Consider the following 26,523-nt stretch of genomic DNA (forward strand, 5'->3'; position numbering starts at 1 on the left):
AGTCAATTACTCCTCTCGGCCCAGCAGCAGACGGGCGGTGGTGCTTGCGGGGGCTGCAAAGATGGAAGCGGTGTCACCCTGTTCCGCAAAGCGGCCGCTGTCAATTACCACCATCCGGTTGCAGATGGCTTTTACCACACCAATCTCGTGGGTGATGATGATGATGGTAACACCCAGCTTTTGGTTAATGTCTTTCAGCAGTTCCAGCACGCTTTTGGTGGTGAGAGGGTCCAGGGCACTGGTGGGCTCGTCGCACAGCAAAATCTTGGGGTCGGCTGCCAGGGCACGGGCCAAAGCCACCCGCTGTTTTTGGCCGCCGGAAAGCTGGCTGGGGTAGTGGTTGGCCCGGTCGGCCAGGCCTACAAGCTGCAGCAGCTGGGCCACCCGCTCCTTTACCTGGTCGGGGTTGCAGCGTTCCAGCTTTAAGGGGAAGGCCACATTCTCGGCCACGGTTTTTTGCATCAGCAGGTTGTAGCCCTGGAACACAACGCCCATCTGGCGGCGGGCCTGGAGCAGCTCTTTGCCTTTCAGGTGGGCCAGGTCTCTGCCATCCAGCAGAATCTGGCCGCTGGTGGGCTGCTCCAGCAGGCACAGGCAGCGCAGCAGGGTGCTTTTGCCGGCACCGCTCATGCCCATAATGCCAAAAATATCGCCGGTTTCAATGGTGGTGGAAACATCATCCAGCGCAACCACCGGGCCGCTGGCGGTCTGGAATGTTTTGCTCAGATGCTTGATTTCAAACATATGCGTCTTGCGCTCCTTCAATCAAAATCAAATGGACTGCAAGGGCAGGCAGAAACGAAAAAAAGGCTGCCATCCTTGCAACAAAACAAGGACGACAGCCTTTGAAAGACTTCGTGGTACCACCTTGATTCACCGGCCCCTTGCGGGTCAAAAAACCGGCCTTACCGGCTGCGGCAGCACAATGAACCTGCTTACAGCCTGACGCAGTAACGGGCGTTCCCGTCGTGGACTTAGGGCTCCTGCCCCTCGCACACGCAGCTCCGAGACCATGTTCAGCTTCCTGTTCCCTGCCCGTTTCCACCATCGGGGCTCTCTTGTAAGGGTCGATGCCGAAAGCCTACTCTTCTCTTCATCGCTTTTTGATAATGAAATTATCATACAGGAAGGGAAAGGGGTTGTCAAGTGATTTTTTTGAAAAATTGGAACATTGCTAAAGAAGAATGCCAAAAGTTTAGCCAAAGGCCTGGGGCAGCACCGCATAATTTTAGATGGTGGAGCTATATGAGCTTCCCCGGAGCCTTTTGGCATAAAGTGTGCTGTTACCCCAGATAAAAAGCCCCCTGCACACAAGGCAGGGGGCTGGTACAGCAGGCACTTTGCAAAAAATGCAAGGGTGCAGCGATTAGTTGTTTTCTTCCCAGATGGGATGCTTGAGCACCCAGCGGCCGTACTCGTCCTTACGGAACAGCTCGGTGTTGTAGAACTTGTCCAGAATGGCCCAGAACTCGCTCTCGGTATAGCCGCAGAATTCGCAGAAATCCCGTACACACAGGGGGTCCAGTGCGCCGTCCCGCTCTCGAATCATGGGGATGGCCTCCTCACGGGTGAGCATACCATACCGGATATAACGGGCGGTGTAGTCGGTGGCAGCGGCGTGGCCGAACTTGGGGTATTTCAGCCAGGAATGAACCAGGTAAGCCCGGCTATCAATCTGGTCGAAATTTTCCACATGATGGCGGCGGTCCCACTCGTGGGTCAAGTCGTGGAAGCCCCGGCTCTTGGCCAGCTGGTAGTTTTTAAAGCTGTTCCAGGGCAGGAAGTAGCTCATATAGAAGGGGTCCAGCTTAGCCAGCTCCTCGCTGGTGGGGGCCTTGGTGAGGGCCAGGTCGTTGGCGCTTACGCCGTAGCTGAGCAGTTCTTCTTCCGGGAAGCCCACTGCCACGCCGTTTTCAATCTGATCCCGGGCAGAGTAGGTTTCCTCGTCGGCGTTGCCGCCGTACTCAAAGCTTACATTTTCGCCGTAGCACAGCAGCGGAGTGTTAAATTTCAGGGCCATGTGCAGAGGGAAGGTGTAAATTAGGCGGTCCACATACCAGGTGGGCTTGCCGTGCTTTTCAAAAAAGGCACGCATCAGGGTTTTTTGAGCCTTGATGTTGGGCTTGCAGCTGATGATGGTGCAGCCAAACTCCTCGCTGATGTTTTTCAGGTTGTGCTTGCCTGCTTCGGTCATGGGGAAGTTGTCCTCCACGCTGAACAGGATGGGGTTCATCTTCATGACTTCTTTCAGAATGTACACCTGAAAGTGGCTGTCCTTACCGCCGGAAACAGCAACGGCACAGTCATAGCCGCCGGGGCCGTTGCAGCCCCGGTACTTATCGCACAGGGCTTCAAATTCCTTCCAGCGGGCATCCCAATCCACCTGGCTGCGCTGCTCGTAATGGCGGCAGGCGCTGCAAACGCCTTCTTCGTCAAAGATAATGCCGGGCCGAGTGCTGGGCATGGTACATTTTTTGCAATATTTCATGATGTCTTTCCCTCCCTTTTGAAGTTCAACTTCAATATTGGTCAATTATAGCATGGCTAAAAACCGATTGCAAATAAAATTGCCGCCCGGCTGGAGATTTTACATTTTGCCCATAAATCACCCCAAAAAACATAAAAACCGGGGAACCAAAGCTCCCCGGTCGGTTGGTTAATCGGCTGCAAACTGCTGGCGGCAGCGGCCCAGCAAAAATAGCAGAAGGGCGGCAGACTGCACCCCAATGCCCACAATGGTGGCATAGGCAGCGCCGTACACATCAAAGCGGGCAATCAGCGGTACACTTACAGCCAAAGCGGCAAAAAGCCCGGCCAGATTGCCCAAAATCAGCCCCTTCATGGCCCGTGCAATGGTTAAAAGGTGGCAGAGCACGGTGGCTAGTACGGTGCACACGGTGGCCAGTACCAGCGGCTGAAGCAGGGGGGTGTACTGGAGCACCTCCGGGGTGGCAGGGTACAGGATGCAAAGGCCCCACCGGCCCAGCAGTGCCACACCCACAGCTCCCGCTGCCCAAAGAGCAGCCAGGGCAAGCCCCAGCATCCGCAGGCCCCGGTAAAAACCAGCTTTGTCCCGGCTGGTCCACAGCCGGGCAAAGGTGGTGATAAAGGGAACAAACAGGTAGATAACCGCCACCTGTAAAATCATCACCGGCAAAAACACATTGTTGAAATAGCCCATTTTTACCGTGCCCAGCTGCCGTTCGCAAAAATACCGGGGCACCGATGCAATGGTGGTGTTGAGGGCTGCGTACACCGCCAAAGGAAGGCACTCTGTGAGCAATGCCAGGGTGGTGGCACCGCCGGTGCGCTGCAAATCGGCCCTTTTTTTAGCCAGAGGCAGGTCCACCAGCAGCACATACGCCCCGTTGAGAGCTGCCAGCAGGGCCAGAGTGAGCACTAAGTTTTTGGTAAAAAACAGTCCGCCGCTTACCACCCCGGCGGTTACCAAGCCGCGCACGCCGAAGCTGATGCCCACCAGATCCATCCGTTCGGCCCGCTGCAAAAAGGCGTGCCATACATCGGACCAGCTTTCCACCAGACGGTAGGCGGTGTACAGCAAAATCACCCACCGCTGCTGGGCGGAGTAGCTGTTTGCCAGCGCAAAGGCAAGGCAGCCAAACCCGGCCACGGCCAAGGTAACCCACCGGCTGCGCAGATAGGTGCGGTCGGTGTATTTGCCCTCCAGGTCAGACACCTGAAAGGTGCGCATGCCATAGCTGGCCACCGAAAGGCAGACATTGGAAATGGTCATGGCGGTGGCCAGCATCCCGTTGGCCTGTGCCCCTGCCAGCGCCGTAACCAGCAGGGTGATGGCAGCCTGGCATACATAAAACAGCAGGCTGCCCAGGGTGTTGAAAATCAGGTTGCGGCGCAGTTGCTGCTCCATCAATTACTGCCCGCCTTTCTGCACAAAGGGGCGGATTTTATCCTCCATGGCCTTGATTTGCTGGGGGGATACATAGGCTTTTTCGATGTAGCCGTAGATGCGCTGGGCAAAGTCTGCCAGGCCCTTATGAAAGAAGAATACCTTTTTGGGGGGCAGCCGCAGGGCAAACAGGCCGTGAACTCCCAGCAGTGCAAAAAATTTCAGCCAGTTGAAATGGGGCTTGAAGCCGGGGCCCATGGGGTTATCCCGGGCAGGCTCCAAAAGCACCTGCTCCAGCAGGTCGGCCATTCGCAGGTAGGCGGGCCGGGGGCTGGGGTCAAAGTAACCCTCAATCACCTCTTTGGCAATGGGGAAGGGGGGCTGCTTGTTGGCCATGGCCTCCACAAACTCCTGGTAGTTGGTTACATACCGGGCACCGGCATAAATCACCGGGTCGTACTCATGTTCAATGGGAACCGGCCGCAGAATATGACAGCTCTTGCCGGCCATATACACCTCCGCAATGGCGGTGCTCATCCAGATGGAGATGGAATCCGCTGCGTGAATCCAGTCCTTTACCCCATAAGCAAAAATCACATGGAAATTGGGGTGCTTTTGGGCCAGCTGGGTAAGCTGCGGGCTGTTCCACTCGCTGGGGTGGCGGCGGTACACCAGCTCCACCTCCGGGTGCTGGCTCAGGTAGGCGTCAAACCAGGCCAGAGTCTGCTCCATGCTCACCCGATTGGTGGCGGCAAAACCGCTGAAGTCGGTACCGGCCATCTGGCTCAGCTCCTTGACTTCCTGCTCGGTCATGCTGGCATAGCCAAAGCTGGAAATATACAGGTGCAGCTCCTTGCTGGCATCCAGGCCAAACTCGGCGCACAAATCCTGCTTGTCCTTAAAATAGCCTGCAAATTCTGGCCGCAGAAAATCCATCATCACAGCACCGGTCACAGGGCAGTTTTTAGGGTCCATGCCGTGGTTCACCAGCCGCTGGGCAGTCCGCTGGCCCCAGCAGGTCTGCACGCAGCGCTTGGCGTTGCCGCTCATGTTGAACCACTCGCCCTCCTCCTGAGTGTCGCTGAGCATCTGCTCCCAGTGCAGGTTCACAATTTTATCCAGCCGGCCCACATTGTTGTATACATGGCTGTTGATGGCCTCGTTGTCGTACATACAGCTGGCCACCAGTACCTTGGGCTTTTTATAGGTAAAATACCGGAGCTTCTTCCGGTCCAGCAGCTGCCGGATCTCCACCGTGTAGCCCCGCCGTTCCAGCTCCAGCTTGAGCAGCAGGTCGCTTTCGTATTCCCGTACAGTGTGTTCGTATAAAATCAAAAAATCCAGGCTCACAATCAAACCTCCTTTTGGTTGGGGGCACTTAGCCCAGGTCGATGAACAGCTGATTGACCCAAACCGGCAAACCATACCGTTCGTCCAGATGGAAGCCGTCAAAAAACTGGGTGTCGTCCTCCATGGCGGGGCGGTTGTCCCACTCGTAGTCCAAAACCGCAAAGCCCAGCTGTGCGGCCTGCTGGTGCAGCTGGGGCAGCACGGTTTGCTCCATCTGCTGGGTAATGGACTGGGGCTGACCGTATACATCGCAGATTTCGGTTTTTACATTGTCCGCCATGGGGGCAAGCACAATGGTAAGTTCTACCCCCAGCTGCTGGCAGCGGGCCGCTGCTTCATACAGACGGTCCAGCTGCTCCTGGTTTACCTGCCAGCTGCGGCATTTGGTGGCCAGGGCCTGAGGGTACTCTGCCAGCAGGGTGTGCACCGGGTAAACGGTGCCATCCTGGGCGGTGTAATCCTGGGGATAGACCCAGTCGCCGGTTTCCTCGGCGTCGGTTTGGCCGGTGACAATTTGCTGGATGTTGGTGAGCATATTCACATTGTATTCCAGGTTAAACAGGTAGGCAAAAGGGTTGGAAAGGGTTTGCTCCAGGTTGCTCATCCGGTCGGTATCGTAGGAGTCGTTGATGGTATAAAAGGAAAGCCCAAACACCACCTGCTGGGGGATGTGGCCGCTGTCCAGCACCCAGTTCAGCAGGTCGATGCACTCCCGCAGCGAAGCGCCGCCAAAGGCCAGGTTTTGCCAGTCCTCGCCGCTGACCTGCTGCACCTGGGCCATATCAAAATGGGCATAGCGGGAGTCCCCCAGTATCAGCCGCTCTCCCGGCTGACGCTGAAATTCCTGCAAGCGGCTGATGGGGGCCTGGCTGTTGGTGGTGGCGTGCAGGCCAAAATAGTTGTTGGGGTCAAAGGCTGCAAACAGGCAAAAGTAAGCCAGAATGGGAGCCAGCAAAAGGGCAAGGCATTTGAGGATGTGTTTCATGAAAAAATCCTTTCTGCACGGGAGTTAAAAGCCGCCGTAAGCAAAGCTGCCGCCCCCAAAGCCGCCGCTTTGCATGATAAGGCCCGCAAAGCTAAGCAGGACCAGGGCGTAGTAAAGCACCCACCGCAGGGCAGGGCGCTGGGCTTGCAGCACCAGTTCTTCGCTTTTGTTTTTAAAGTGGAAGTTTCGCTGCCAGTCCAGCCAGAAGGCAAGGCCCAGGCTCAGGCAGACCATAGCAACCCAGGCGGCGGCCATCAGCGGATTGGCATAAAAACCGCCGTAGATGGCTTGCAGGCTTTCCGCTGCAAAGCGGCTGGGGCTCCAGTTGTGAAGGATGCCGGCCAGAATGGCCAGGGCCTCCCCAGCGCCGTACCGTGCGCCGGAAGGCTGGCCAATGCCGCTGCCCATGGCAAAAAACACCATGCTGAAGTTCCACAAAAGGAATACGCCTGCCCGTTTGGCCCAAAGCTGGCTGGCAGGGGCTTTTTTGCTGGGCTTGCCCAGTTTTTGATGAATCAGTTCTTCCCCTACCCGGTAGCCAGCCTGGAGCAGGCCCCAAATCACAAAGGGCAGGGTGTTGCCGTGCCAAAAGCCGGACACAAAGAACACCACAAACACACAGAACACCGGGGAGAACCGGCTGATTTTGCGGCCCAGGACCGGCAGCTTGCTTGCATCTGCCCATACCAGCGGGGTAAAGAGATAATCCTGGAGCCAGCTGGAAAGGCTGATGTGCCACCGGCTCCAGAAGCCGGAAAAGTTGGTGGCAAAAAAGGGCGTTTTAAAGTTTTTCGGAATCTCCAGCCCCAGCAGCAGGGCGCTGGCCCGTGCCATCTGGGAGTAGCCCACAAAGTCGAAGTACAGGTACAAGGTGTAACCCAGCACGGCCGCCAGCAGGGCAGGGCCCCCATGGCCGGAAATATCCCCAAACACCTGGCTGGTGTACATCATGAGTACATCTGCCACGGCCACCTTTTTAAACAGGCCCAGGGCAAACAGCTGCAAGGCACGAATGGTGCGCCCGGCATCAAACTGCTGGGGGGTGTGCAGCTGGGGCAGCAGTTTGCGGGCCCGGCAGATGGGCCCGGCGGTGATGGTTCCAAAAAAAGTAAGGAATGCAGCCAGATGCACAAAACCGGGTTCCGGCTCCATATCGCCCCGGCGCACATCAATCAGGTAAGAGAGGGCCGCAAAGGTATAAAAACTAATGCCCAGCGGAAAGGGCAGGATTTGCACAAAGCCCGGCGCAAAGGGAAGGGCAGCCACGGTGAGGTTGTAGTATTTGAACAGTGCCAGTACCGCCAAAAGCGCCACTGCTGCACCTGCAAGCAGCCGGCTTTTGCCCCGCTGGCTGGTGCAGGCGGCAATGGCAAGCCCCATGCGCCACACAAACACGCACACCGCCAGCAGCACCACCAGAGGCAGCAGCTGCCAGCCAAGACCAAAGGATTGGGCCGAGGGGCGGTTCAGCCAGTAAAAGAGCAGGCTGAAGGCCAGCAAAAAGCCGGACTGTGCCTTTTTGGGTACCGCTTTCAGGTACAAAAAGGCCACAACGGGCAGACAGGCAAGATAGGATAAACTTTGAAAACTCAAGGTAAATACCATTCCTTTATCTGAATAATGGGTGCAGCCCAGGGCTGCGGCAAAAGCTCTAATCATCTATTATAATGGCTAAAAGCGGCACTGTAAAGAACCGGCCCTGGGGCAAATGCCATGGGTTTTTATTGAAATTGCAGCCGGGTTATACTATAATGAAAGCTGTATAAGCTGGCTTGGTCTGCCAGAAAAAGGGCGGCAGACCAAGCCAGTGCGCATGAAAAAATCCGCAGGGCAGCGGCTGCGCCCTGTTGCAAAGTAAGGAGAACACGCATGGCAAACACTGTAATGGTTACCGGTGCCGATGGTTTTATCGGCAGCCATCTTACCGAAGAGCTGGTTCGCAAGGGCGAGCGGGTAAAGGCATTCTGCTACTACAATTCCTTTGGTACCTGGGGCTGGCTGGACACCCTGCCCAAGGAAATCAAAAGTGAGATTGAGGTGTTTATGGGTGATATCCGTGACCCCAACGGCGTGCGGCATGCCATGGAAGGGCAGGACATCGTGTACCATCTGGCTGCGCTGATTGCCATTCCCTTCAGCTACCACAGCCCGGACAGCTATGTGGACACCAACATCAAAGGTACCCTGAATGTGCTGAACGCTGCCCGCCAGGTGGGCACCAAGCGGCTGCTGGTAACCAGCACCAGCGAGGTGTACGGCACTGCACAGTATGTACCCATCGACGAAAAGCATCCCTACCAGGGCCAAAGCCCCTATTCTGCCACCAAGATTGGCGCAGACCGCCTGGCCGAAAGCTTTTACCGCAGCTTTGATTTGCCTGTTACCATTGTGCGCCCCTTCAACACCTACGGCCCTCGCCAGAGTGCCCGTGCGGTGATTCCCACCATCATCACCCAGCTGCTTTCCGGTGCAACCGAAATTAAGCTGGGCAGCCTGACCCCCACCCGGGACTTCAACTATGTTAAGGACACCGCTGCCGGCTTTATGGCACTGGCCGATTGCCACCAGGCCATTGGCCAGGAGGTGAACATCGCCACCGGCGAGGAGCATTCCATTGGCGACCTGGCACAGGAGCTGATTCGGCAGATTAACCCCCAGGCCAAAATTGTGTGTGACGACCAGCGCCTGCGTCCCGAAAAGAGCGAGGTGGAGCGTCTGCTGGGCGATGCCACCAAGATTCGTTCCCTCACCGACTGGAAGCCCCGCTATACCTTCCAGGAGGGCCTGGCAGAAACCATCGAGTTTTTGCGTCAAAACCTCGACCGCTACAAGCCCGAGGTGTACAACCTGTAAGCTCGGAAACAGGCAGCTGTCTGTTTTCAGGGGCTTGCCTTGCTGTTGCCGGGCGGACCGTCTGCAAAGGGTCTGCCCGGCCTTCCGTGTTTATAAAGAGGTGTTTTGTATCGCCTCATACCAACAAAAAAGGAACTTCAACAACTATGAAACAACTTCAAAAAGTCCTGTCCGGGCCGGGGGCCTGGCTATTGGGCTGGCTGGCGCTCTGCGCCGGTACAGTGGGGTTTGTGTACTATTGGCGGGTGTTTTACTACCTGGAAGGCAGAATCGATGCACTCACCCTCAACGCCGCAGCCCTTGGGCTGGTGAGTCTAGCCTGGCTGGCGGTGTACGGCATGGTGCACTGGTGCAAAAGCCTGGAAGGCCGGGCGGCAGTGTGTATGTTTTTGTGCGGTGTGCTGTTCTGCTTTGCAAACCCGCCGCTGCAAACGCCGGATGAGCAAAACCACTACCTGCGCAGCTATTCTCTGAGCATGGGCTGGCTGGATTTCGACCACGACCGCACCTATCCCCAGGATGTGGCCAAGCTGGTGGAAAGCTTTCCCGGTGCATGGGTCAACAGCCACACCAGCCAGGGCATGACCACCGACGATGAGGGCAACCCCAAGGCCTATACCAGCCAGGGTTACGCCTTAAAGCAGCAGGGAGAGAGCGGCCCTGTAACCGGTATTGCACAGGGCTTTGCAGCCTATTTTGACGGCCAGCAGCCCGGCGGTACCGTGCAGGAACCCTACTTTTTTATGACCATTTCCATGCTGCCCCAGGCGGTGGGCATGGCACTGGCCCGGCTTGTGGGTCTGGGGGCTTTGGGCTGCCTTTACGCAGCACGGCTGGCAAACCTGGCAGCATACACTCTGCTGTGCTGGCTTGCCTTAAAAAACTGTGCCCGCTACAAGCCGGTGTTTTTGGCGGTGATGCTGCTGCCCCTTAGTCTGTATATGGCTGCTTCGGTCAGCTACGACGGCACCCTGCTGGGCTTTTACTACCTGGTGGCCAGCTATTACTGCAAGGATGAAATCAACGACAGGGACATTGGCCTGTTTTTGTTTGCGTTCGTTATGATGAATGTGGCCAAGCCCTACATCAACCTGCTTTGGGTGATGCTGCCGCTGGTGCTGCCCCGCAAAGCCTGGAAAACCCGCTGGAAAAAATGGCAGGTTGCTCTGGCGGCTGTGGTGCTGGCCCTGCTGGCTGGTCAGTTTATCAGCTGGTATGCCCAGGCATTCCAGCATAACTACCCGCCCGCAGGGGATATGCGGCAGGAGGATGCAGGCCCCATGGCCCAGGCATTGTTTGTGCTCAGCAACCCCCTGCGCTTTGTGGCCATTCTGGTGGGTACCTTGTACGAAAACGACTTTTTCATTGGGCAGATGGGCGTGTTTGGTGCCATGGATCTGCCCATTGGGTTTATCAACATGGTCAGCCCCTGGATGCTGCTGTTCGCCGCCGCCCTTTCGGTGCACGAGCGCAGCAGCCTGAAAAAAGCCCCGGCCCTGGGGCTTGGTGCCCTGAGCATTGCCTACATCGGCGCTGCCATGGGCGGGCTGTACCTGACCTGGACACCGGTGGGAATGGTGCGTGTGATTGGCTTACAGGCACGGTATTTTCTGCCTGCCTTTTTGATGCTGGCGGTGCTTTTGGCAGCGCTGCTCAGCCATGTGCTGGAGCCACGGCTGCAAGCAGGGCACAAAAAGCCCCAGGCGGTGGCCCTGGCAGCAAGCGGCGCCTTTGCTTTTGTGGGTGCGGTACTGTTGTTCCAGCATTATTTCATTGGTCCGGTGTACCTGATTCGGTAAAGCTGCATCCGGATTTTGATTTTTGTGTATGGTTTAAAAAGGAGAACCCTTCATGATGGTATTACTCAGTGGCTTGCTTGGTCTGGCCGGTATAACGGTATTCAGCACGGCGCTGGCGCTGTTGCTGGAATGTGCCGTTCCGCTTTTGCTGATGCCGGTGATTGGCGGCAGCGTGGTCTGGCTGTGCCTGTGGGGGTTTGTGGGCTTGCTGCCGGTGGGCGGCTGGCTGTTTTATCTGGGGGCTGCTGCCGCTGGCGTATGGCTGGTGCTTTGCCGCAAAAAGCAGCTGCTGCCCCAGCTGGCACAGCCTGGTTTGTGGGTCTTCTGGGGGGTAAGCATCGGCTTTTTGCTGCTGTTTTTTGCCACCCAGCCGGAATTTGCCCACAACGATGAATTTACCCTTTGGGGTTCCGCTGCAAAGCTTACCTGTATACAGGATGTGCTGCACCCGGCAGCAAAGGGCAACCTGCTGGCACGCAGTGCCATGCCCGGCATGATGCTGGTGGTGTATCTGTTTGAGTTTTTTGTGCCCGGTTTTTCTGAATGGGGCGCCTATTTTGCCTACAATGCCATGCTGGCAGCGGCAGTGGCTGCCGTGGTGGGCGGTGTGCGCAGCAAACGCTGGCAAAGCACGGTGCTTTTGTGCGCCAGCGCCTTTTTACTGCCTTACTTTTTCAGCGTGCCCAACGCCGGCGGGCTTTCCACCGTGTACCTTACCGTACTGGGGGATTTGCCCCTGGGTATGGTGTTTGGGGCGGCGGTATGCCTGTACTTTGCCCTGGAAGGCAAGGCCTGCCGCCTGCCGGTTTTGGCGGTAACGCTGGCTTTTTTGACCCTTATTAAGGACATGGGCCTGGCTTACAGCTGCATTGTGGCCATGCTTTGCTGGCTGGACGGTGTGTTCTGCGGCAGCCAGCCCTTGGGCCGTCGTGTGGCGGTGTGCAGCGGCCATGCAGTGGTTATGCTGCTGCCGGTGGGGGCTTTTTATCTGGGGTGGAGCCGCTATGTGTCTCTGGCTGCCGGGCTGGATAAGTCCAGTGTGGGCAGCGGCGAAGGGCAGACCAGTCTGGCCGGTGCCATGCTGTCCGGCGTGATGCAGCTGGTGGGGCTGGAGCCTGCCACCGAAAATTTTGTGCAGATTCGCAACTCCATGCTTCGCAGTCCCGTTAATATCCCCATCTGCCTGCTGGGCGGCGGTGTTCTGGCACTGGGCTTTCTGGCGCTGGTGCTGGCGGGCATCTGGCTGTGCAGCAGCCACGCCCAGCATCGCCAGGCGGTGGTTTTGAGCCTGGGTGCATTGCTGGGGCTGGTGGTGTTTTTGGTGTTCCACCTGTTTTTGTATGTGTTTAACTTCCAGCCGGAGGAGGCTTTGCAGCTAAAGGACTATGCCCGGTACATTGGGCCTTACTATGTGGGAGTTGCCTTTATGCTGCTGGGGCAGCTGGCCCTGGCCGCAAAGCCCCAGGCCCGGTTGGTACAGGTGGGCCTGGCAGCGGTGCTGTGTATCCTGTTTGTATGGCGGGGAATGCCCCTGGCCGGCTTTTGGAACTACCCCCACACCATTTATTCCGTGCGGGATGATGTAAAAAGCCGGGCGGAGCAGGTGAACGACCTGCTGAACTGGGAGGACACCGTGCTGCTCATCAGCCAGGGGGACGATGTAACCCGCTGGAACTACTATGGCTTTGATTTGAATGCTACGCTGGCCAAGGGCTTTGCAGGCAATGGGTATGGCCCTCAATTGGAGGAGGGAACCGACTGGTGGATGACCACCCACATGAACCTGGTGGACCCCAACAGCCAGCAGTCGATGTACGCTTATTCCACCCTTTGCACCCCAGAAGATTTGAAACGCTTTTTGCAGGATATGCGGTATGACTATATCCTGGTGGATGAAAGTGACGAGTATATTGCCCAGGTGATTGGCCCCGCTTTTGGAGTGAATGACCTACCCGACCAGCGCACCGACCAGGTGATTTTGCTGCGGGTAGAGTATACAGGCGACACAGTGCGCTTGGTGCGTCAGGAAGGGGTGACCCCATGAAACAACGCAAACACAACTGGCTGGTAGTGGCCTATCTGGCGGCTGCTTTGATCTGGCTTGTGCTGGGCGGCTGGCAGCTGGCCCGGCAGGCCTGGTACAGCCATAAGGGGCTGGCGGTATCCAGCCAGGTGGAATGGCAGCAGCTGCAACAAAAAAGTCTGGTGGAATTGCAGCAGCCCCAGCCGGGCATCTGGTATGTATCCACCGACAGCGACCCTCAGCTGATTTACCGCAAGTCCCTTTACCTCAATCAGGTGGTGCTGCGGGTGGAGCACCGTTCCCCCAGCGATGCAGTGGTGCTGTATTGGACCCAGCCCGGCCAGAGTGACTACTCCGCCCGGCAGATGGTGTACGGCCAGCAGGTGGAGCCGGGGGTGTATCGGTTTGATTTAGGCGGGCAGCTGGTGGACTCCATCCGCATTGACCCAGACAGCCGGGGCGGTGTTATCACCCGGTTCGATGGTCTGGAGCTGAACCCCTCTACCCCCTGGTACGAGGCGTTCCGTTTAACCAATGGTCAGCTGCTGGCCCTGGTATTGCTGCCCTTGGTGGCGGCAGCGGCGGCAGGGCAGCTGGCTTCCTGGTTTGAATTTAGCAGAAAGGAGGCGTAATATTTGTGCTCTATTTGGATTTACTTTTAAGCGGCTCGGCCTTGCTGTGCCTGTGCAGCGTATTGGTTTTGTACGGCAAGGTGCCTGCGGGCCTTGCCCCCCTCACCGCACTGGGCTGTGTGAGCATCTGGTTTACCCTGGCAGGCATTGCCGATGTGCTGGTGCCCGCCGGCTGGGTGGGCTATCTTTTGTGCTGGGGCCTTGGAGCCGTGGCCATGGTGCGCCGCCGCAGCCAGCTGCGCCAGCTGATTAGCTGGGGCTCGGTGGTATTTTGGAGCCTGGCGGTGCTGTTTGGAATTTATTTTTCCATCCGGCAGCCCATGTTCAGCGATTTTGATGAATTCAGCTTTTGGGGCACCGCTGCCCAGATGACCAGCACCACCGGCCACCTGTACACCATTTGTGAAAGCGGTGTGCCCTGGCAGGTGACCCAGAACCCTGGTTTGATTTTGCTCAGCTACTTTGTGCAGTTTTTTGGCCAGTTTGCACCCTTCAAGGTGTACCTGGCCTACGACTGGCTGCTGTTTGCCTGCATTGCGGCCCTGGTGGGCACGGTGGAGCGTGCCAACTGGCGGCTGGCCGTTCCGGCGGCGGTGCTGGGCTGGTGTGCGCCCTGGTTTTTTACCACCTATGCCCGCACCATCTACCCCAGCACGGTGTACTTGAGTGCCTACGGAGATATTCCTGCTGGTATGCTCATGGGCGGTGTGCTGGCCTTTTGGGTGGCGATGCGCAGCCAAAAGCAGCCAAAAGCCCTTTGGGCGGTGCTGCCGGTGCTGGCTTTGATGGCAAACATCAAGGATAACACCTTTCCCATTGCGTTGGTGGCTGCCGGTTTGATTGCGCTGGATGCCTTTGTTTTTGTGCCGGAGCAAAAGCCCTGGGCAGAGGGCTGGGGCAAACGGCTGGGCTTTTCGGCCCTGTGTATGGCAGCGCCCATGGCAAGCTATATGGCCTGGAGCAGGTACATTGGCTGGCTGGTGGCGCAAAATGTGGCCCAGGGTGGCAGCGGTGCCACCAGTCTTTCGCCCTTTTCCGCAGCCATCTATGGCACCAAAATGCTGCTGGGCCAGCCGGTTCCGGCAGAATATGAGGCCCGCCGGGAGCTGTTTATGAACAGCCTGCAAGGGATGCAGAAGGTCTTTTTTGAATGGGATGTATCCATGCTGGGTTCCGGCGCTGTAACGGTGGCCTTTATCCTGTGTCTGTTTGGGGCTGCCCTGGTGCTGGCCAAAACAGGCTGGCAGCGACTGCGGGTGGCTTGCTGGCTGGCAGCAAGCAGCCTTGGCTACCTGGCATACAGCTATGTGCTTGCCCTCAGCTATGGCTTTATTTTTAAGGCGTTCCAGGCCCAGGCCCTTACCGACTACAACCGCTATCTGTACCCCTACTACATCGGCTGGTTTTTTGCCGGTGCAGCGCTGCTGGTGTGGACTGCCCGCCAGGGCCGCTGGAACTGGCTGAGCCATGGGGCGGTGCTGGGGCTGGCTGTGCTGATGCTGCTGCGGGTGAACACCATGGTGCTGCCCCAGTTCAGCGTGCTGGGTTTTTCCGACGCAGTGTATGCAGACCAGCAGCAGGCCATGGAGCGGGCCAGGGCAGTGCAGGGCCATGTCCAGCCGGACAGCCGCATCTTTTTTGTAAGCCAGGGAGACAATGGCCTGAACTGGTTCACCTACCATTGCTATCTGTACCCCAACATTCTGGATTACAGCGGCTGGACCGCCAGCCAGGATGGCCAGCAGTACGGCGGCGGCGGGGGAACCTTTGGGTTGCCGGGTCAGCGTCCGGAGGATGCCTCCAACGAAAGTATGTACTACCACGCCTACACAGCCCAGGAATTTGCCCAGCTGGTGGAGGAAAGCGGCTGTGATTACCTGTTTATCAACCGGCTGGATGAACGGTTTTTGCAAAGCTACGGCAGCCTGTTTGCCGACGGCCTTTCTGCCGGATGGGAGGGCCAGACCCTTTTGTATGAAATAACCCCGGAAGGCTGGCAGCCGGTTGCCATGGAGGTGCCCCGATGAAACAATGGTTGAAACAATGGTGCAGGCACACCCCTGCTGTGCTGCTGAGCCTGTGCTATGGAGCGGCAGCACTTGTTTGGCTGGTAAGCAGCCTTTGGGTGCTGGGAGCGGATGCTCTGGCCAGTGTGGGTGGCAGGCTGTATCAGTACAGCCTAGAGCCCCACCAGTTTGAATGCACCGATTTGGAATTGCAGCCGGACGGCAGCTATCAAACAACCAGCGAAGACCCTCAGATGCTGTGGCAGAACACCGGGGATATTACGGTACTCACCCTGCGGATGGATGCTTCCTTTGACCGGGACCCCCGGGAGATGTGCCTGTATTATACCACCAAACCCGGCGAGGACTTTGGGGTAAATAAGCGGGTGTTCGCCTCCCCGCAGGACGACGGCAGCTATCTGTTCCGCCTGCCCCATGGGCACATTGAGGCCCTGCGTCTGGACCCCTGCAGCCCCTTGAGCGGCCAGCCGGTAAACATCCGGTTTTTGGCCTTGGAGTTTAACCAGCCTCAGCCCTGGTGGCAGTATTTTGTGCCGGGCTGGTATGGCCTGTTTGGTTTTTTGGTTTATCCTGCTCTTGCTGCCAGTGCCCTTTCGCTGCTGTGGCAGGCGGTTTGCGAAGTACGCAGCCGTGCCGCCGCACACCGGGCAGGCAAGCAGGCCTGACCGGGCACACAATGGTTTACGGATACTTGGATACTTGGAAAAGAGGATTGATGTAAAATGGCAAATTTCATCCCCCTGTCGGTGCCCAATTTCAGCGGCAACGAAAAGGAATATGTAAACGAAGCAGTGGTCAGCGAGTGGGTATCCACCGGCGGCAGCAAGGTGGGCGGCTTTGAAGAAGTAATTGCCGACTATGTAAAAATGCCCCGGGCAGTGGCCTGCAACAGCGGCACCAGCGGCCTGCACCTGGCCCTTGTAACCGCAGGCATTGGCCGGAATGACGAGGTAATTGCACCCACACTCACCTTTATTGCAGCGGTTAACCCCATTCGCTATGTGGGAGCAGAACCGGTGTTCATTGGCTGTGATGATACCCTCTGCATGGACCCCAAAGCGGTGGAGCGCTTTTGCCGGGAGGAATGCCGCATGGAGGGCCAGCAGCTGGTGAACAAAACCACCGGCTGCCCTGTAAAGGCCATGCTGGTGGTGCATGTATTTGGCAACATGGCCCACATGGAAGAACTGATGGAACTTGCCAAAACCTACAACCTGATTTTGATTGAGGATGCCACCGAGGCACTGGGAACCCATTACACCGAGGGCCTCTATGCAGGCCGCTATGCCGGCACCATTGGCGATGTGGGCGTGTACAGCTTTAACGGCAACAAGCTGATTACCACCGGCAGCGGCGGTATGCTGGTAAGCAACCATGCCCAGTGGGCCGAGCGGGCAAAGCACCTGTCCACCCAGGCCAAAACCGATGAATTGCAGTTTTTGCACGACGAAGTGGGCTACAACTACCGCCTTACCAACTTGCAGGCTGCCCTGGGGTTGGCCCAGATGGAGCAGATTGAGGGCTTTATTGCCCGCAAGCACGCACTGTGGAACAAATACTACCAGGCCCTGAACGGCAAGAACGGCTACCGGATTCTGCCCTTCCGGGAGCAGGGAGTGCGGCCCAACAAGTGGTTCTTTGCCCTCTATCTGGAGGACGAGCGCCACAAGCGGGATGAGGTGATTGCAGCACTTGCTGCCCAAAAAATTCAGACCCGCCCGGTGTGGGCCCTCATCCACGAACAGGCCGACTATGGCCGCAACCAGGTGTTTGGCATCGAAAAGGCTCTGGACTACCGGGCCAAGATTGTGAACATTCCCTGTTCCACCAACCTGACCGACGAGGACTGCCAGCGCGTGATTGACGCATTGCTGGCCCTGTAAGGCATACATTCACCAAAAGGGAGGCGAGTGCCGATGCTGCGCATCGAGGAACTGCTCATCGACGAAGATACAAGCGTGCTGCAAACCATGAAAACGCTGGACGAAACCGGCCAGCGCATCCTGTTCATTGCTCCCCAGGGCCAGCTGAAAGCTGCCGTGACCGATGGGGACATCCGCAAATACATCTTGCGGGGCGGTGCGCTGGATGGCCCCATCTGCCAGGCAGCCAACTACCAGCCCATCAGCCTGCCTGCCGCCCAGCGGTCCCAGGCACGGCGCTGCATGGAGGAAAAGGGAATTGACGCCCTGCCTTTGGTAGACAGCCAGGGCCGCATTGTGGATTTGCTGTTTGCCAGCGGGGTGGACATCGACCGCAGCCGCTGTGCAGATTTGCCGGTGGTCATTATGGCTGGCGGCCTGGGTACCCGGCTGTACCCCTACACCAAAATTCTGCCAAAGCCCCTGATTCCAGTGGGGGAAATGCCCATTCTGGAACACATCATCCACCGCTTTTGCAAGTTTGGCTGCCGGGATTTCCGCCTGGTGGTCAACTACAAAAAAAGCATGATTAAAAGCTACTTTGCAGACCTGGAAAAGGACTACCAGGTCTCCTATGTGGACGAGGAGGAGCCCCTGGGCACCGGCGGCGGCCTTTGCCTGCTTAAAGGCCAGATGAACAATACCTTCTTTTTGTCCAACTGTGACATTCTGCTGGATGCAGACTATGGGGACATTGCCGCCTACCACAAAGCACAGGGCAATGTAATCACCATGGTGTGCGCAGTCAAGCATTTTACGGTGCCCTATGGGGTGATTGAACTCAACCAGGACGGCACCATCCAAACCATGAAGGAAAAACCGGAAATGAGCTTTTTGACCAATACCGGCGTATATGTGGTGGAGCCCCGTGTGGTGGAGGAGCTGGAGGACGGCAAAAAGCAGGGCTTTACCGACATCATCGAGCACTACCGGGCCCTGGGCGAGCGGGTGGGTGTTTACCCCATCAGCGAGCAAAGCTGGATGGACATGGGCCAGATTGAGGAGCTGGACAATATGCGCCGCCGTTTGGAGGAGCAGTAACCATTCCGGCCCCGGCCCGGCGGTACAGCCGGATTTGTGCCGAAGCATCCTCTTTTAGCGAGAAAACAGCCGATATTTTGTATAAATAAGCAACAAAACAACAAAAAGTATTAAAAATGGAGTGTAACCCATGGGTGTTTTGATTATTGCAGAAGCCGGAGTCAACCACAACGGCAGCCTGGAGCTGGCCAAGCAGATGGCCCTCACCGCCAAGGAGTGCGGTGCAGATGTGGTAAAATACCAAACCGCTGTGCCGGAACTGGTCATCTCCAAAACCGCACAGAAGGCCGAGTACCAAAAGCGGGAAACCGGCGAGCAGGAAAGCCAGCTGGAGATGGTGCGCCGGATTCATTTTGGATTTGAGGCCCACCGGGAACTGAAAGAGTATTGCGATTCCATTGGTATTCAGTATCTGTCTGCCGCCTTCGACCTGCCCAGCGTGGAGTTTTTGCAGTCTCTGGATCTGCCCTATTTCAAAATCCCCAGCGGCGAAATCACCAACCTGCCCTATCTGGAAGCCATTGGCCGCACCCAAAAGCCGGTGATTCTTTCCACCGGCATGAGCACCCTGCCGGAAATTGAGGATGCCATCAGCGTGCTGGAGGATAACGGCTGCCCTGCGGTAACAGTGCTCCACTGCAATACCGAGTATCCCACTCCCTACCAGGATGCAAACCTGCTGGCCATGCTGGAGCTGAGCGAGCAGTTTGGCCTGCCGGTAGGCCTTTCGGACCACACCCCCGGCTGGGAGTGCGATGTGGCCGCCGCTGCCCTGGGTGCAGTGGTGATTGAAAAGCACTTTACCTTGGATAAAACCATGGAAGGCCCGGACCATAAGGCCAGCCTGGAACCCCAGGAGCTGAAGGCCATGGTGCAGGCGGTGCGCAACATTGAACAGGCCATGGGCACCGGCCACAAGGCGGTTTCTGCCAGCGAGGCCAAAAACAAGCCCATTGCCCGCAAAAGCATCGTGGCAGCCCGGCCCATCCAGCAGGGAGAGGAGTTTACGGAGGAAAACCTCACCACCAAACGCCCTGGCGACGGCATCAGCCCCATGCGCTGGTACCAGGTGCTGGGCCAAAAGGCCAAGCGCAGCTTTGAAGAAGACGAAGCCATTGAGCTGTAACAAAGGAGCAGTTGCATGAAACAGCATACCCTGGCTGTAATTACCGGTACCCGGGCGGAATATGGTCTGCTGCGGCCGGTGCTGCAAAAATTGCAGGCAAGCCCCCGGTTTGACCTGCGGCTGCTGGTAACCGGCGCCCATCTGGCTGCGGAGTACGGCAGCACCGTGGAGGAAATTGAGGGGGACGGCATGCCCATTGCGGCCCGTATTCCCATTTTAAAGTTTGGGCAGGGCCCGCTGGCCACAGCCCAGACGGTGGCCTATACCATCCAGCAGTTCAGCACCTGGTTTTGGGAGCACAAGCCCAAAGCGGTGCTGGTGCTGGGCGACCGGTACGAAATTTTTGCCGCAGCCCAGGCCGCAGCTATGACCGGCGTACCCATTGCCCACATCAGCGGCGGGGATGTAACCCTGGGCGCAGCGGATGACTATTACCGCCACTGCATCACCAAGATGGCCCATCTGCATTTTCCCAGCTGCCAGGAATACGCCCAGCGCCTTGTGCGCATGGGAGAACAGCCTGGCCGGGTGTGGAATGTGGGGGGATTGGGGGATGAAAACATCCGCACCATGGAAAAACTCACCCGCAGCCAGCTGAGCGAAAGTGTGGGGATGGATCTTTCCGGCCCCTTTGGTCTGGTGACCTTTCACCCGGAAACTGCCGGCGATGCCGATCCTCTCTGCCAGGTGGACCAGCTGCTGCTGGCACTGGATGCAATCGGCAGCCGCCAGCCCATCCGCTGGCTGGTAACCAAGTCCAACGCCGATGCTGGCGGCCTTGCCATCAACCAGCGTCTGGACGAGTGGGCCGCCCAGAGACAGGGTCAGGTGCTTACCGTTACCAGCCTGGGGGTTAAGCGGTATCTTTCCGCCATGCAGTATGCGTCGGTGGTGGTGGGCAACTCCTCCTCCGGCGTGGTGGAGACCCCCACCTTTGGCGTACCTGCGGTGAACATTGGCCAGCGGCAGGCAGGGCGTATTCTCTGCGCCAATGTGGTGTGCTGCCCGGCCGAAAGCCAGGCCATCCAGAAGGCGCTGGAACAGGCCCTCAGCCCAGAATTTGAGGCCCAGGCCCGCCGCACCCAAAGCCCCTACAATGGGGGAAATACCAGCCAGCGCATGGTGCAGATTCTTGCAGACTGGCTGGATGAGCCGGATTACAATGTACCCAAGGTGTTTTACGATGGACCATTTTGCACCGCAAAGGAGGAAACTCTATGAAATTGTTGATTGTGGGTTTGGGCAGCATGGGCAAACGCCGTGCCCGGCTGCTGAAAGGAATGGATGCTTCCATTGCCATCAGCGGAGTGGACAGCAGCCCCCAGCGCCGGGAGGAAGGCCAGCAGCTGGGGTACACCGTCTACGAAAGCATTCCCCAGGCTTTGGCAGCAGACCGGTTTGACGGTGCGCTGGTGTGCACCGCTCCCATCACCCATGCGGCCATCATTGGCCAGCTGCTGGATGGGGGACTGCCCGTGTTCACCGAGCTGAATCTGGTGAACGATGGCTACGAGGAAAACCAGCGCAAAGCCCAGCAAAAGGGCCTGCCCCTGTTTTTGTCCTCCACCATGCTTTACCGGGGGGAGACCCAGTACATTAAGCAGCAGGTGCAGCAGTTTGAAGGCCCTGTGAATTACATCTATCATATCGGCCAGTACCTGCCGGACTGGCACCCCTGGGAAAGCTACAAAAACTTTTTTGTGGCGGATAAGCGCACCGGCGGCGTGCGGGAGATTTTTGGCATCGACCTGCCCTGGCTGCTGGATACCTTTGGCCCGGTGGAGCGCATCCATGTGGAAAAGGATAAAATCAGCAAGCTGGAAATCGACTACCCGGACAGCTACTTTGTAACCCTGCGCCATGCCAACGGCACCAAGGGCATGCTGGCGGTGGATGTGGTAAGCCCCAAAGCAGTGCGCAACTTTGAATGCTTTGGCGAGGGGCTGCACCTGTTTTGGGAGGGCAACCCCAAAAGCCTGTATACCTTTGACCACGAAAAAGGCCAAAAACTGCCGGTAAACACCTATCAGTCGGTGGAGCAGGACCCCCGCTACAGTGACAACATTGTGGAAAATGCCTATGTGGACGAACTGGCCAACTTTTTGGGTGTGCTGGAAGGCACCCAGCAGCCCCGGTACAGCTTTGCCCAGGACGAGCAAACCATCCGCCTGATTGAGGCCATCGAACAGGCATAATCAAAACTGCCGGGTAAGCCCGGCCCAGGAGGAACCCATTATGAAAGTATTATTTGTAGGACTTGGTTCCATTGGCAAACGGCATTTAAGCAACCTCATCCACATTGCCTCCCGGCGGGGCATCTCCCTGCAGGTGGACGCACTCCGCTCCAGCCTGCGGCCTCTGCCCCAGGAGCTGGCAGGCATTATCCACAAGCAGTACATCGACTTTGAGCAGCTGGGCCGGTACGATGTGGCCTTTATCACCAACCCTACCCATCTCCATGCAGGGACCTTGGCGGAACTGTGCGGCAAGGTGGATACCCTGTTTATCGAAAAGCCTATTTTTGATTCCACCCACTACGACCTGGCGGATTTGGGTCTGGATACTCAAAAGGCGTATGTGGCCGCTCCCATGCGGTGGTGCGGGGTGTATCTGGCCCTCAAAAAGATGATGCCCACCCTCAAGCCCTATTCGGTGCGGGTCATCTGCTCCTCCTACCTGCCGGACTGGCGGCCCGGTGTGGATTACCGCACGGTGTACTCCGCCCACAAAGCCATGGGGGGCGGCGTTACCATTGACCTGATTCACGAGTGGGATTATCTGGTGGATTTGTTCGGCAAACCTCGTGAATGCTACAATTTTAAGGGTACCTACTCCCATCTGGAAATTGATTCGGATGATTTGTCCGTTTATATTGCCCGCTATCCCCATATGCTGGCAGAGGTGCATCTGGACTACTTTGGCCGTACCTACCGGCGCAGCATCGAGCTGATGTGCAAGGAAGGCAGCGTGGTGGCGGACTTTGGCCAGGGCACCATCACCCTGCCCAATGGCGTGGTACAGCATTACGAGGAGCCGGTGAACGACCGGTATATGCGGGAGATGGAGTACTTTTTGGACTATGCGCTGGAGCAGCAGGGCGAAAGCCTGAACAGCCCCGCCATGGCTCTGGATGTACTGAGGCTGACCCTGGGCCAGCTGTAACCCTGTTATTCCAAGCGCAAAGCAAGCGCAGCCAAAGGAGAGAATCACTGTGAAAAAACTGCTCATCACCGTTTGTGGACGAGCCGGCAGCAAGGGATTCAAGAACAAAAACCTGAAAACCTTCTGCGAAAAACCCCTGGTGCACTACACCCTGGCCGCTGCCAGCCTGTTTGCCCAGTCCCGCCCGGATGTGCAGGTGGACATCTGCCTGAACACCGACAGCCAGGAGCTAGCCCAGCTGGTAACCGGTACCTACCCGGAAGTGGAATTTTTGCCCCGCAGCGCCCAGCTGGCAGGGGATACCGTGCCCAAAATGGCCGTGTTTCAGGACTGCCTGCGCCGGATGGAAGAACGTAGGAACTGCCAGTATGACTATGTAATGGACTTGGACATCACCAGCCCCCTGCGCACCGCACAGGATGTGGGCAACGCCTTTGCCCTCAAGGAGCAGCGGCCGGATTTGGATTTGGTGTTCAGCGTGACCGAGTCCCGCCGGAACCCCTGCTTTAACATGGTGCGGGACTGCGGCGACCATGTGGAAAAGGGCATGGACGGAGCCGTGTACACCGCCCGCCAGCAGGCCCCGGTGTTTTACGATTTGAACGCCAGCATCTATGTGTTTGAGCGGCAGTTTTTGCAGCAGAACACCACCGGGATTTTGTGGGAAGGGCGCATTGGTGCCAGCAAGATGATGGATACCGGCATTTTGGACATCGACAGCGAGGAGGACTTTTTGCTGATGGAGGTCATTGCCCGGCATTTGTTTGAAGTTCGGCCTGAGTTTGCTCAGGTGCGCAACAGCATCCGTACATAAGGGGGAGCAATCTGCATGAACGACCGGCAAAATGTGCTGGAATTTGTGACCGAGGCAGGTCAGCTGCTGTTAAAAAACGGGGCGGAGGTGAGCCGCACCCAACAAACCATGGAAATTATGGCCAAAAGCTTTGGGGTGGACAGTTTTCATGGCTATGTACTCACCAACGGCATTTTTGCCAGTATGGGAACCGATTACGGCCAGCCAGCCCAGATTCGCAGTGTGCCCGCAGCGGAGGTGCACCTGGGCCGGGTGGAGGCCATCAACGCCCTGTCCCGGCGGATTGCCCGGGGCGAAGCAAATCTGGAGCAGGCCTGGCAGGAGCTGGAGCGCATCCGCAACATGGACTATGCCCCAACAGCCCAGCAGATTTTGAGCTGCGGTTTGGGCAGTGCCTGTTTTGCCATTTTGTTTGGCGGGGTTTGGCAGGATGGCGTGGTGGCCCTTGTGGTGGGCCTTGCGCTGCAAATGCTGCTGCTTTTAATGAACCGCTGGCAGCTAAACAAGCTGGTGAACCGTTTTGTGGGGGCCGCTTTTGTGGCACTGGTCACCATGCTGCTGTTTATCCCGCCCTTTGGCCAAAATATGGATAAATCCATCATCGGTGCCCTGATGCCTCTGGTGCCGGGCATGGCCCTCACCCTGGGAGTACGGGATTTGATTATGGCGGACTTTCTGTCCGGCACCATCCGTATGCTGGACGCTTTGCTTACCGCAGGCTGCATTGCCTGTGGGGTGGGTCTGGTTATCGGTCTTGCCAATCTAATTCCGGGGGTGGTGCTATGATGTTGATGCATCTGTTGGAACAGCTGGTGCCGGCCTTTGTGGGCACCGTCTGTTTTGGCTTGCTGTTCCATGTTCCCCACCGCCATCTGGCCTGGTGCGGTGCGGCAGGCACAGTGGGGTGGCTTGCCTACTGGATGATGATGCAGGCCCAGCCCAGTGCGGTGCTGGCAAGCCTGGTGGCGGTTATTCCGCTTACTTTGCTTACCCGTGTGCTTTCGGTGCTGCGCCGTGCGCCGGTAACCCTGTTTTTAATTCCCGGCATCTTTCCCCTGGTGCCCGGTGCAGGCATCTACTACACCGCCTATGCCTTTATCACGGGGGATACCGCCCAGTTTGCAGCCAAAGGCACCGAAACCCTTAAAATTGCCGTGGCCCTGGCCATGGGCATTGCGGTGGTGGTGAGTGTGCCTTTGCAGCGCAGAGAGCACATTCTGCTGCAAGCGCCCGGCAGCCAGGCTCCAAACCAATGCACCGAGCAATCCTCCACCGAGCACTGAACCATCCGGGCAACGATGGCCCGAATAAAAGCAAAAAGGTACAGACCGAAAGGTCTGTACCTCAGCTTGTAGAAAAACCTGCTTTGGCAATCAGACCAGAGCAGGTTTTTGGTTTGTAAACAAGAAGGAAGATGGAAAAAGCAGCGAAATGTTGGGCGTATTTTCGCGCAATCTGGACCGTTTGCCGCCATCCGGTACCGGATGGCGGTCACTCCATTTCCAGATGGCCAGTTTTTTCAAATTCATGGCAGCAAATTTAAGCTTCACCCAGTTTGTCACCTGAGCCAAGCCTCTGTACTGCGTGTAACGCATACCGTGCTTTTCCTTCGCATCGGCAAATACACGCTCAATTTTCTCTTTTCGTAGCCGGTACAGCTCTTTGTATACCGCCATGTGCCGGACATGCTCTGCCATCCCCACATAGTTCTGCCAAATGTGTCGCAAGACTGTTTTTTCGCACTTGGCATTTTCGGTGCACATCCCTCTGGTGGGACAGGTCTTGCAAAGATAGGCCCGGCTCTTGTATTCCCGGTAGCCGTCCCGTGTTGTGGTGGAATAATGCAGCACACGGTACTCCGGGCAAATCACATCGTCAAAGTATTCGTCATACACATACGCCCACCAGGGGTGGCCGTTGTCTTTGGTCTTGGGCCGGGTATAGCAGGTGGAAAGAACACGGCCGCTCTCGAAAATTCTCTTGCAAATCCAGGGCGTTTTGTAGGCGCTGTCTGCCACCACAGTTTTGTGTTCGGGGTAGTTTTTGCACAGTTCATCGTACAAAGGGTCAAACGCTACGCTGTCGTGGATGTTGCCGGGAGTAACATGCACACCGAGGACGAAATTGTGCTTGTCGCAAGCGGTGTGTGCTTCGTAGGCAAAGCATTTTTTGTGTTCCCCCTTGTGAAATACGCCGCTTTCCGGGTCGGTGGTGGACACTACTGTTTCCTTTTCTTGGGGCGGCTTTTTGTCACTGTCATCTTTAAAAGGCTTTTTCCCGTGTTCTTCCCGGTCTTTGTTCACCTCATCGAACAGCTCTTTTGCATACCGCTTTGCCTGTTTGGGAACCGCCTTTTTGGCTTGCTTTTTCAGATTGGCACTTGCCTTAATATGTGTTCCATCCACAAAAATTGCGTCCGTGTCCAGATATCCTTCTTCTGCCGCAGCTTTCAGCACCCACCGGAACACATACTCCACCGTGGCGTGGTTGAATCGGTGTTTGAAGTTGTAACTCACTGTGGAGAAATGCGGCACTGCTTCGTTCAGCGGATAGCCAATAAACCACCGATATGCAAGGTTCATACTCACTTCTTCCATGGTTCGGCGAAGAGATGGAATTCCGTAGATATGCTGAATGAGCACAATCTTGAACAGCACCACCGGGTCAACGCTTGGTCTGCCGTTGTCCTCGCAGTACAAATCTTCTACAAATTCGTATATCTTCTTGAAATCGATTGCTGCATCAATCTTCCGCAGCAAGTGGTCCTGTGGTACCATGTTTTCCAAACTTACAAATTCCAGCTGTCCTCGATTTTCTGTGTTCTTTACCAGCATTTTTATCACCCTACACCATTATACCCCATTTTCTTCCATGATACGAGAAAAAGGCCGCCTTTTGGCGACCTTTTTCGACAGGCTGAG

22 protein-coding genes are annotated in these 26,523 nt (G+C 56.9%); 15 read left to right on the forward strand and 7 right to left on the reverse strand.

The annotated features are described in order from the left end of the window. Positions 1-6: 6 nt before the first annotated feature. The 6 genes from ACH2EM_RS04785 to ACH2EM_RS04810 form a co-directional block, all read right to left on the reverse strand. Complete coding sequence (locus tag ACH2EM_RS04785; protein WP_395150982.1) at positions 7-744, reverse strand: methionine ABC transporter ATP-binding protein; 738 nt, start codon at positions 742-744, stop codon at positions 7-9. 622 nt (positions 745-1,366) lie between these two features. Beyond that, entirely contained in the window at positions 1,367-2,488 is a 1,122-nt protein-coding gene (locus ACH2EM_RS04790; RefSeq protein WP_395150983.1) for an N-acetyl sugar amidotransferase, read from the reverse strand. A gap of 168 nt (positions 2,489-2,656) precedes the next feature. Then, positions 2,657-3,889 carry a lipopolysaccharide biosynthesis protein gene (locus tag ACH2EM_RS04795; protein WP_395150984.1) on the reverse strand — a complete coding sequence of 411 codons (1,233 nt, stop codon included), beginning with the start codon at positions 3,887-3,889 and terminating at the stop codon, positions 2,657-2,659. A 3-nt stretch (positions 3,890-3,892) separates the two neighbouring features. Further along, entirely contained in the window at positions 3,893-5,218 is a 1,326-nt protein-coding gene (locus ACH2EM_RS04800) for a surface carbohydrate biosynthesis protein (RefSeq protein WP_395150985.1), read from the reverse strand. A 28-nt stretch (positions 5,219-5,246) separates the two neighbouring features. Continuing rightward, on the reverse strand, positions 5,247-6,203 hold the full coding sequence (locus tag ACH2EM_RS04805) for a hypothetical protein (protein WP_395150986.1): 957 nt from the start codon (positions 6,201-6,203) through the stop codon (positions 5,247-5,249). 24 nt (positions 6,204-6,227) lie between these two features. Then, the gene (locus ACH2EM_RS04810; protein WP_395150988.1) at positions 6,228-7,796 is read right to left on the reverse strand and encodes an MBOAT family O-acyltransferase; all 1,569 of its coding nucleotides are present in this window, start codon (positions 7,794-7,796) and stop codon (positions 6,228-6,230) included. 276 nt (positions 7,797-8,072) lie between these two features. Here ACH2EM_RS04810 and ACH2EM_RS04815 point away from each other — a divergent pair, with 276 nt between their 5' ends. The 15 genes from ACH2EM_RS04815 (at position 8,073) to ACH2EM_RS04885 (ending at position 24,885) form a co-directional block, all read left to right on the forward strand. Further along, complete coding sequence (locus ACH2EM_RS04815) at positions 8,073-9,056, forward strand: NAD-dependent 4,6-dehydratase LegB (protein WP_395150989.1); 984 nt, start codon at positions 8,073-8,075, stop codon at positions 9,054-9,056. Positions 9,057-9,202: 146 nt separating this feature from the next. Further along, positions 9,203-10,855 (forward strand): DUF2142 domain-containing protein, encoded by a 1,653-nt coding sequence (locus tag ACH2EM_RS04820; protein WP_395150990.1) that lies wholly within the window; start codon positions 9,203-9,205, stop codon positions 10,853-10,855. A gap of 52 nt (positions 10,856-10,907) precedes the next feature. Beyond that, a complete protein-coding gene (locus ACH2EM_RS04825) occupies positions 10,908-12,899 on the forward strand; it encodes a hypothetical protein (protein WP_395150991.1) in 1,992 nt (663 codons plus the stop codon). Next, positions 12,896-13,510, forward strand: coding sequence for a hypothetical protein (locus ACH2EM_RS04830; protein WP_395150992.1), 615 nt, complete (start codon positions 12,896-12,898; stop codon positions 13,508-13,510). The genes ACH2EM_RS04825 and ACH2EM_RS04830 overlap by 4 nt, the downstream gene beginning before the upstream one ends. A gap of 5 nt (positions 13,511-13,515) precedes the next feature. Continuing rightward, positions 13,516-15,537, forward strand: coding sequence for a hypothetical protein (locus tag ACH2EM_RS04835; RefSeq protein WP_395150993.1), 2,022 nt, complete (start codon positions 13,516-13,518; stop codon positions 15,535-15,537). After that, positions 15,534-16,202, forward strand: coding sequence for a hypothetical protein (locus ACH2EM_RS04840; protein WP_395150994.1), 669 nt, complete (start codon positions 15,534-15,536; stop codon positions 16,200-16,202). Before ACH2EM_RS04835 ends, ACH2EM_RS04840 begins: the two co-directional genes overlap by 4 nt. A gap of 57 nt (positions 16,203-16,259) precedes the next feature. Further along, positions 16,260-17,420 carry a LegC family aminotransferase gene (locus tag ACH2EM_RS04845; RefSeq protein WP_395150995.1) on the forward strand — a complete coding sequence of 387 codons (1,161 nt, stop codon included), beginning with the start codon at positions 16,260-16,262 and terminating at the stop codon, positions 17,418-17,420. 33 nt (positions 17,421-17,453) lie between these two features. Continuing rightward, a complete protein-coding gene (locus ACH2EM_RS04850) occupies positions 17,454-18,500 on the forward strand; it encodes a sugar phosphate nucleotidyltransferase (protein WP_395150996.1) in 1,047 nt (348 codons plus the stop codon). Positions 18,501-18,630: 130 nt separating this feature from the next. Next, positions 18,631-19,626, forward strand: a complete 996-nt coding sequence (gene neuB / locus ACH2EM_RS04855; protein WP_395150997.1) for an N-acetylneuraminate synthase — start codon at positions 18,631-18,633, stop codon at positions 19,624-19,626. Positions 19,627-19,641: 15 nt separating this feature from the next. Next, entirely contained in the window at positions 19,642-20,847 is a 1,206-nt protein-coding gene (gene neuC / locus ACH2EM_RS04860; RefSeq protein ID WP_395150998.1) for a UDP-N-acetylglucosamine 2-epimerase, read from the forward strand. After that, positions 20,844-21,821: a Gfo/Idh/MocA family protein gene (locus ACH2EM_RS04865; protein ID WP_395150999.1), complete on the forward strand. Its 978-nt coding sequence runs from the start codon at positions 20,844-20,846 to the stop codon at positions 21,819-21,821. The genes neuC and ACH2EM_RS04865 overlap by 4 nt, the downstream gene beginning before the upstream one ends. A 40-nt stretch (positions 21,822-21,861) precedes the next feature. Beyond that, positions 21,862-22,788: a Gfo/Idh/MocA family protein gene (locus tag ACH2EM_RS04870; protein WP_395151000.1), complete on the forward strand. Its 927-nt coding sequence runs from the start codon at positions 21,862-21,864 to the stop codon at positions 22,786-22,788. 49 nt (positions 22,789-22,837) lie between these two features. Further along, on the forward strand, positions 22,838-23,602 hold the full coding sequence (locus tag ACH2EM_RS04875; protein ID WP_395151001.1) for an acylneuraminate cytidylyltransferase family protein: 765 nt from the start codon (positions 22,838-22,840) through the stop codon (positions 23,600-23,602). A 15-nt stretch (positions 23,603-23,617) separates the two neighbouring features. Continuing rightward, positions 23,618-24,388, forward strand: coding sequence for a threonine/serine exporter family protein (locus tag ACH2EM_RS04880; protein WP_395151002.1), 771 nt, complete (start codon positions 23,618-23,620; stop codon positions 24,386-24,388). Beyond that, positions 24,385-24,885, forward strand: a complete 501-nt coding sequence (locus ACH2EM_RS04885) for a threonine/serine exporter family protein (RefSeq protein ID WP_395151003.1) — start codon at positions 24,385-24,387, stop codon at positions 24,883-24,885. Before ACH2EM_RS04880 ends, ACH2EM_RS04885 begins: the two co-directional genes overlap by 4 nt. A gap of 90 nt (positions 24,886-24,975) precedes the next feature. On the opposite strand, the gene ACH2EM_RS04890 is transcribed toward ACH2EM_RS04885, so the two are convergent. Next, the gene (locus ACH2EM_RS04890; protein WP_395151005.1) at positions 24,976-26,436 is read right to left on the reverse strand and encodes an IS1182 family transposase; all 1,461 of its coding nucleotides are present in this window, start codon (positions 26,434-26,436) and stop codon (positions 24,976-24,978) included. Positions 26,437-26,523: the final 87 nt, after the last annotated feature.

The organism is uncultured Allofournierella sp. (genome assembly GCA_944382705.1).
In the GTDB taxonomy this organism is placed as follows: Bacteria; Bacillota; Clostridia; order Oscillospirales; family Ruminococcaceae; genus Allofournierella.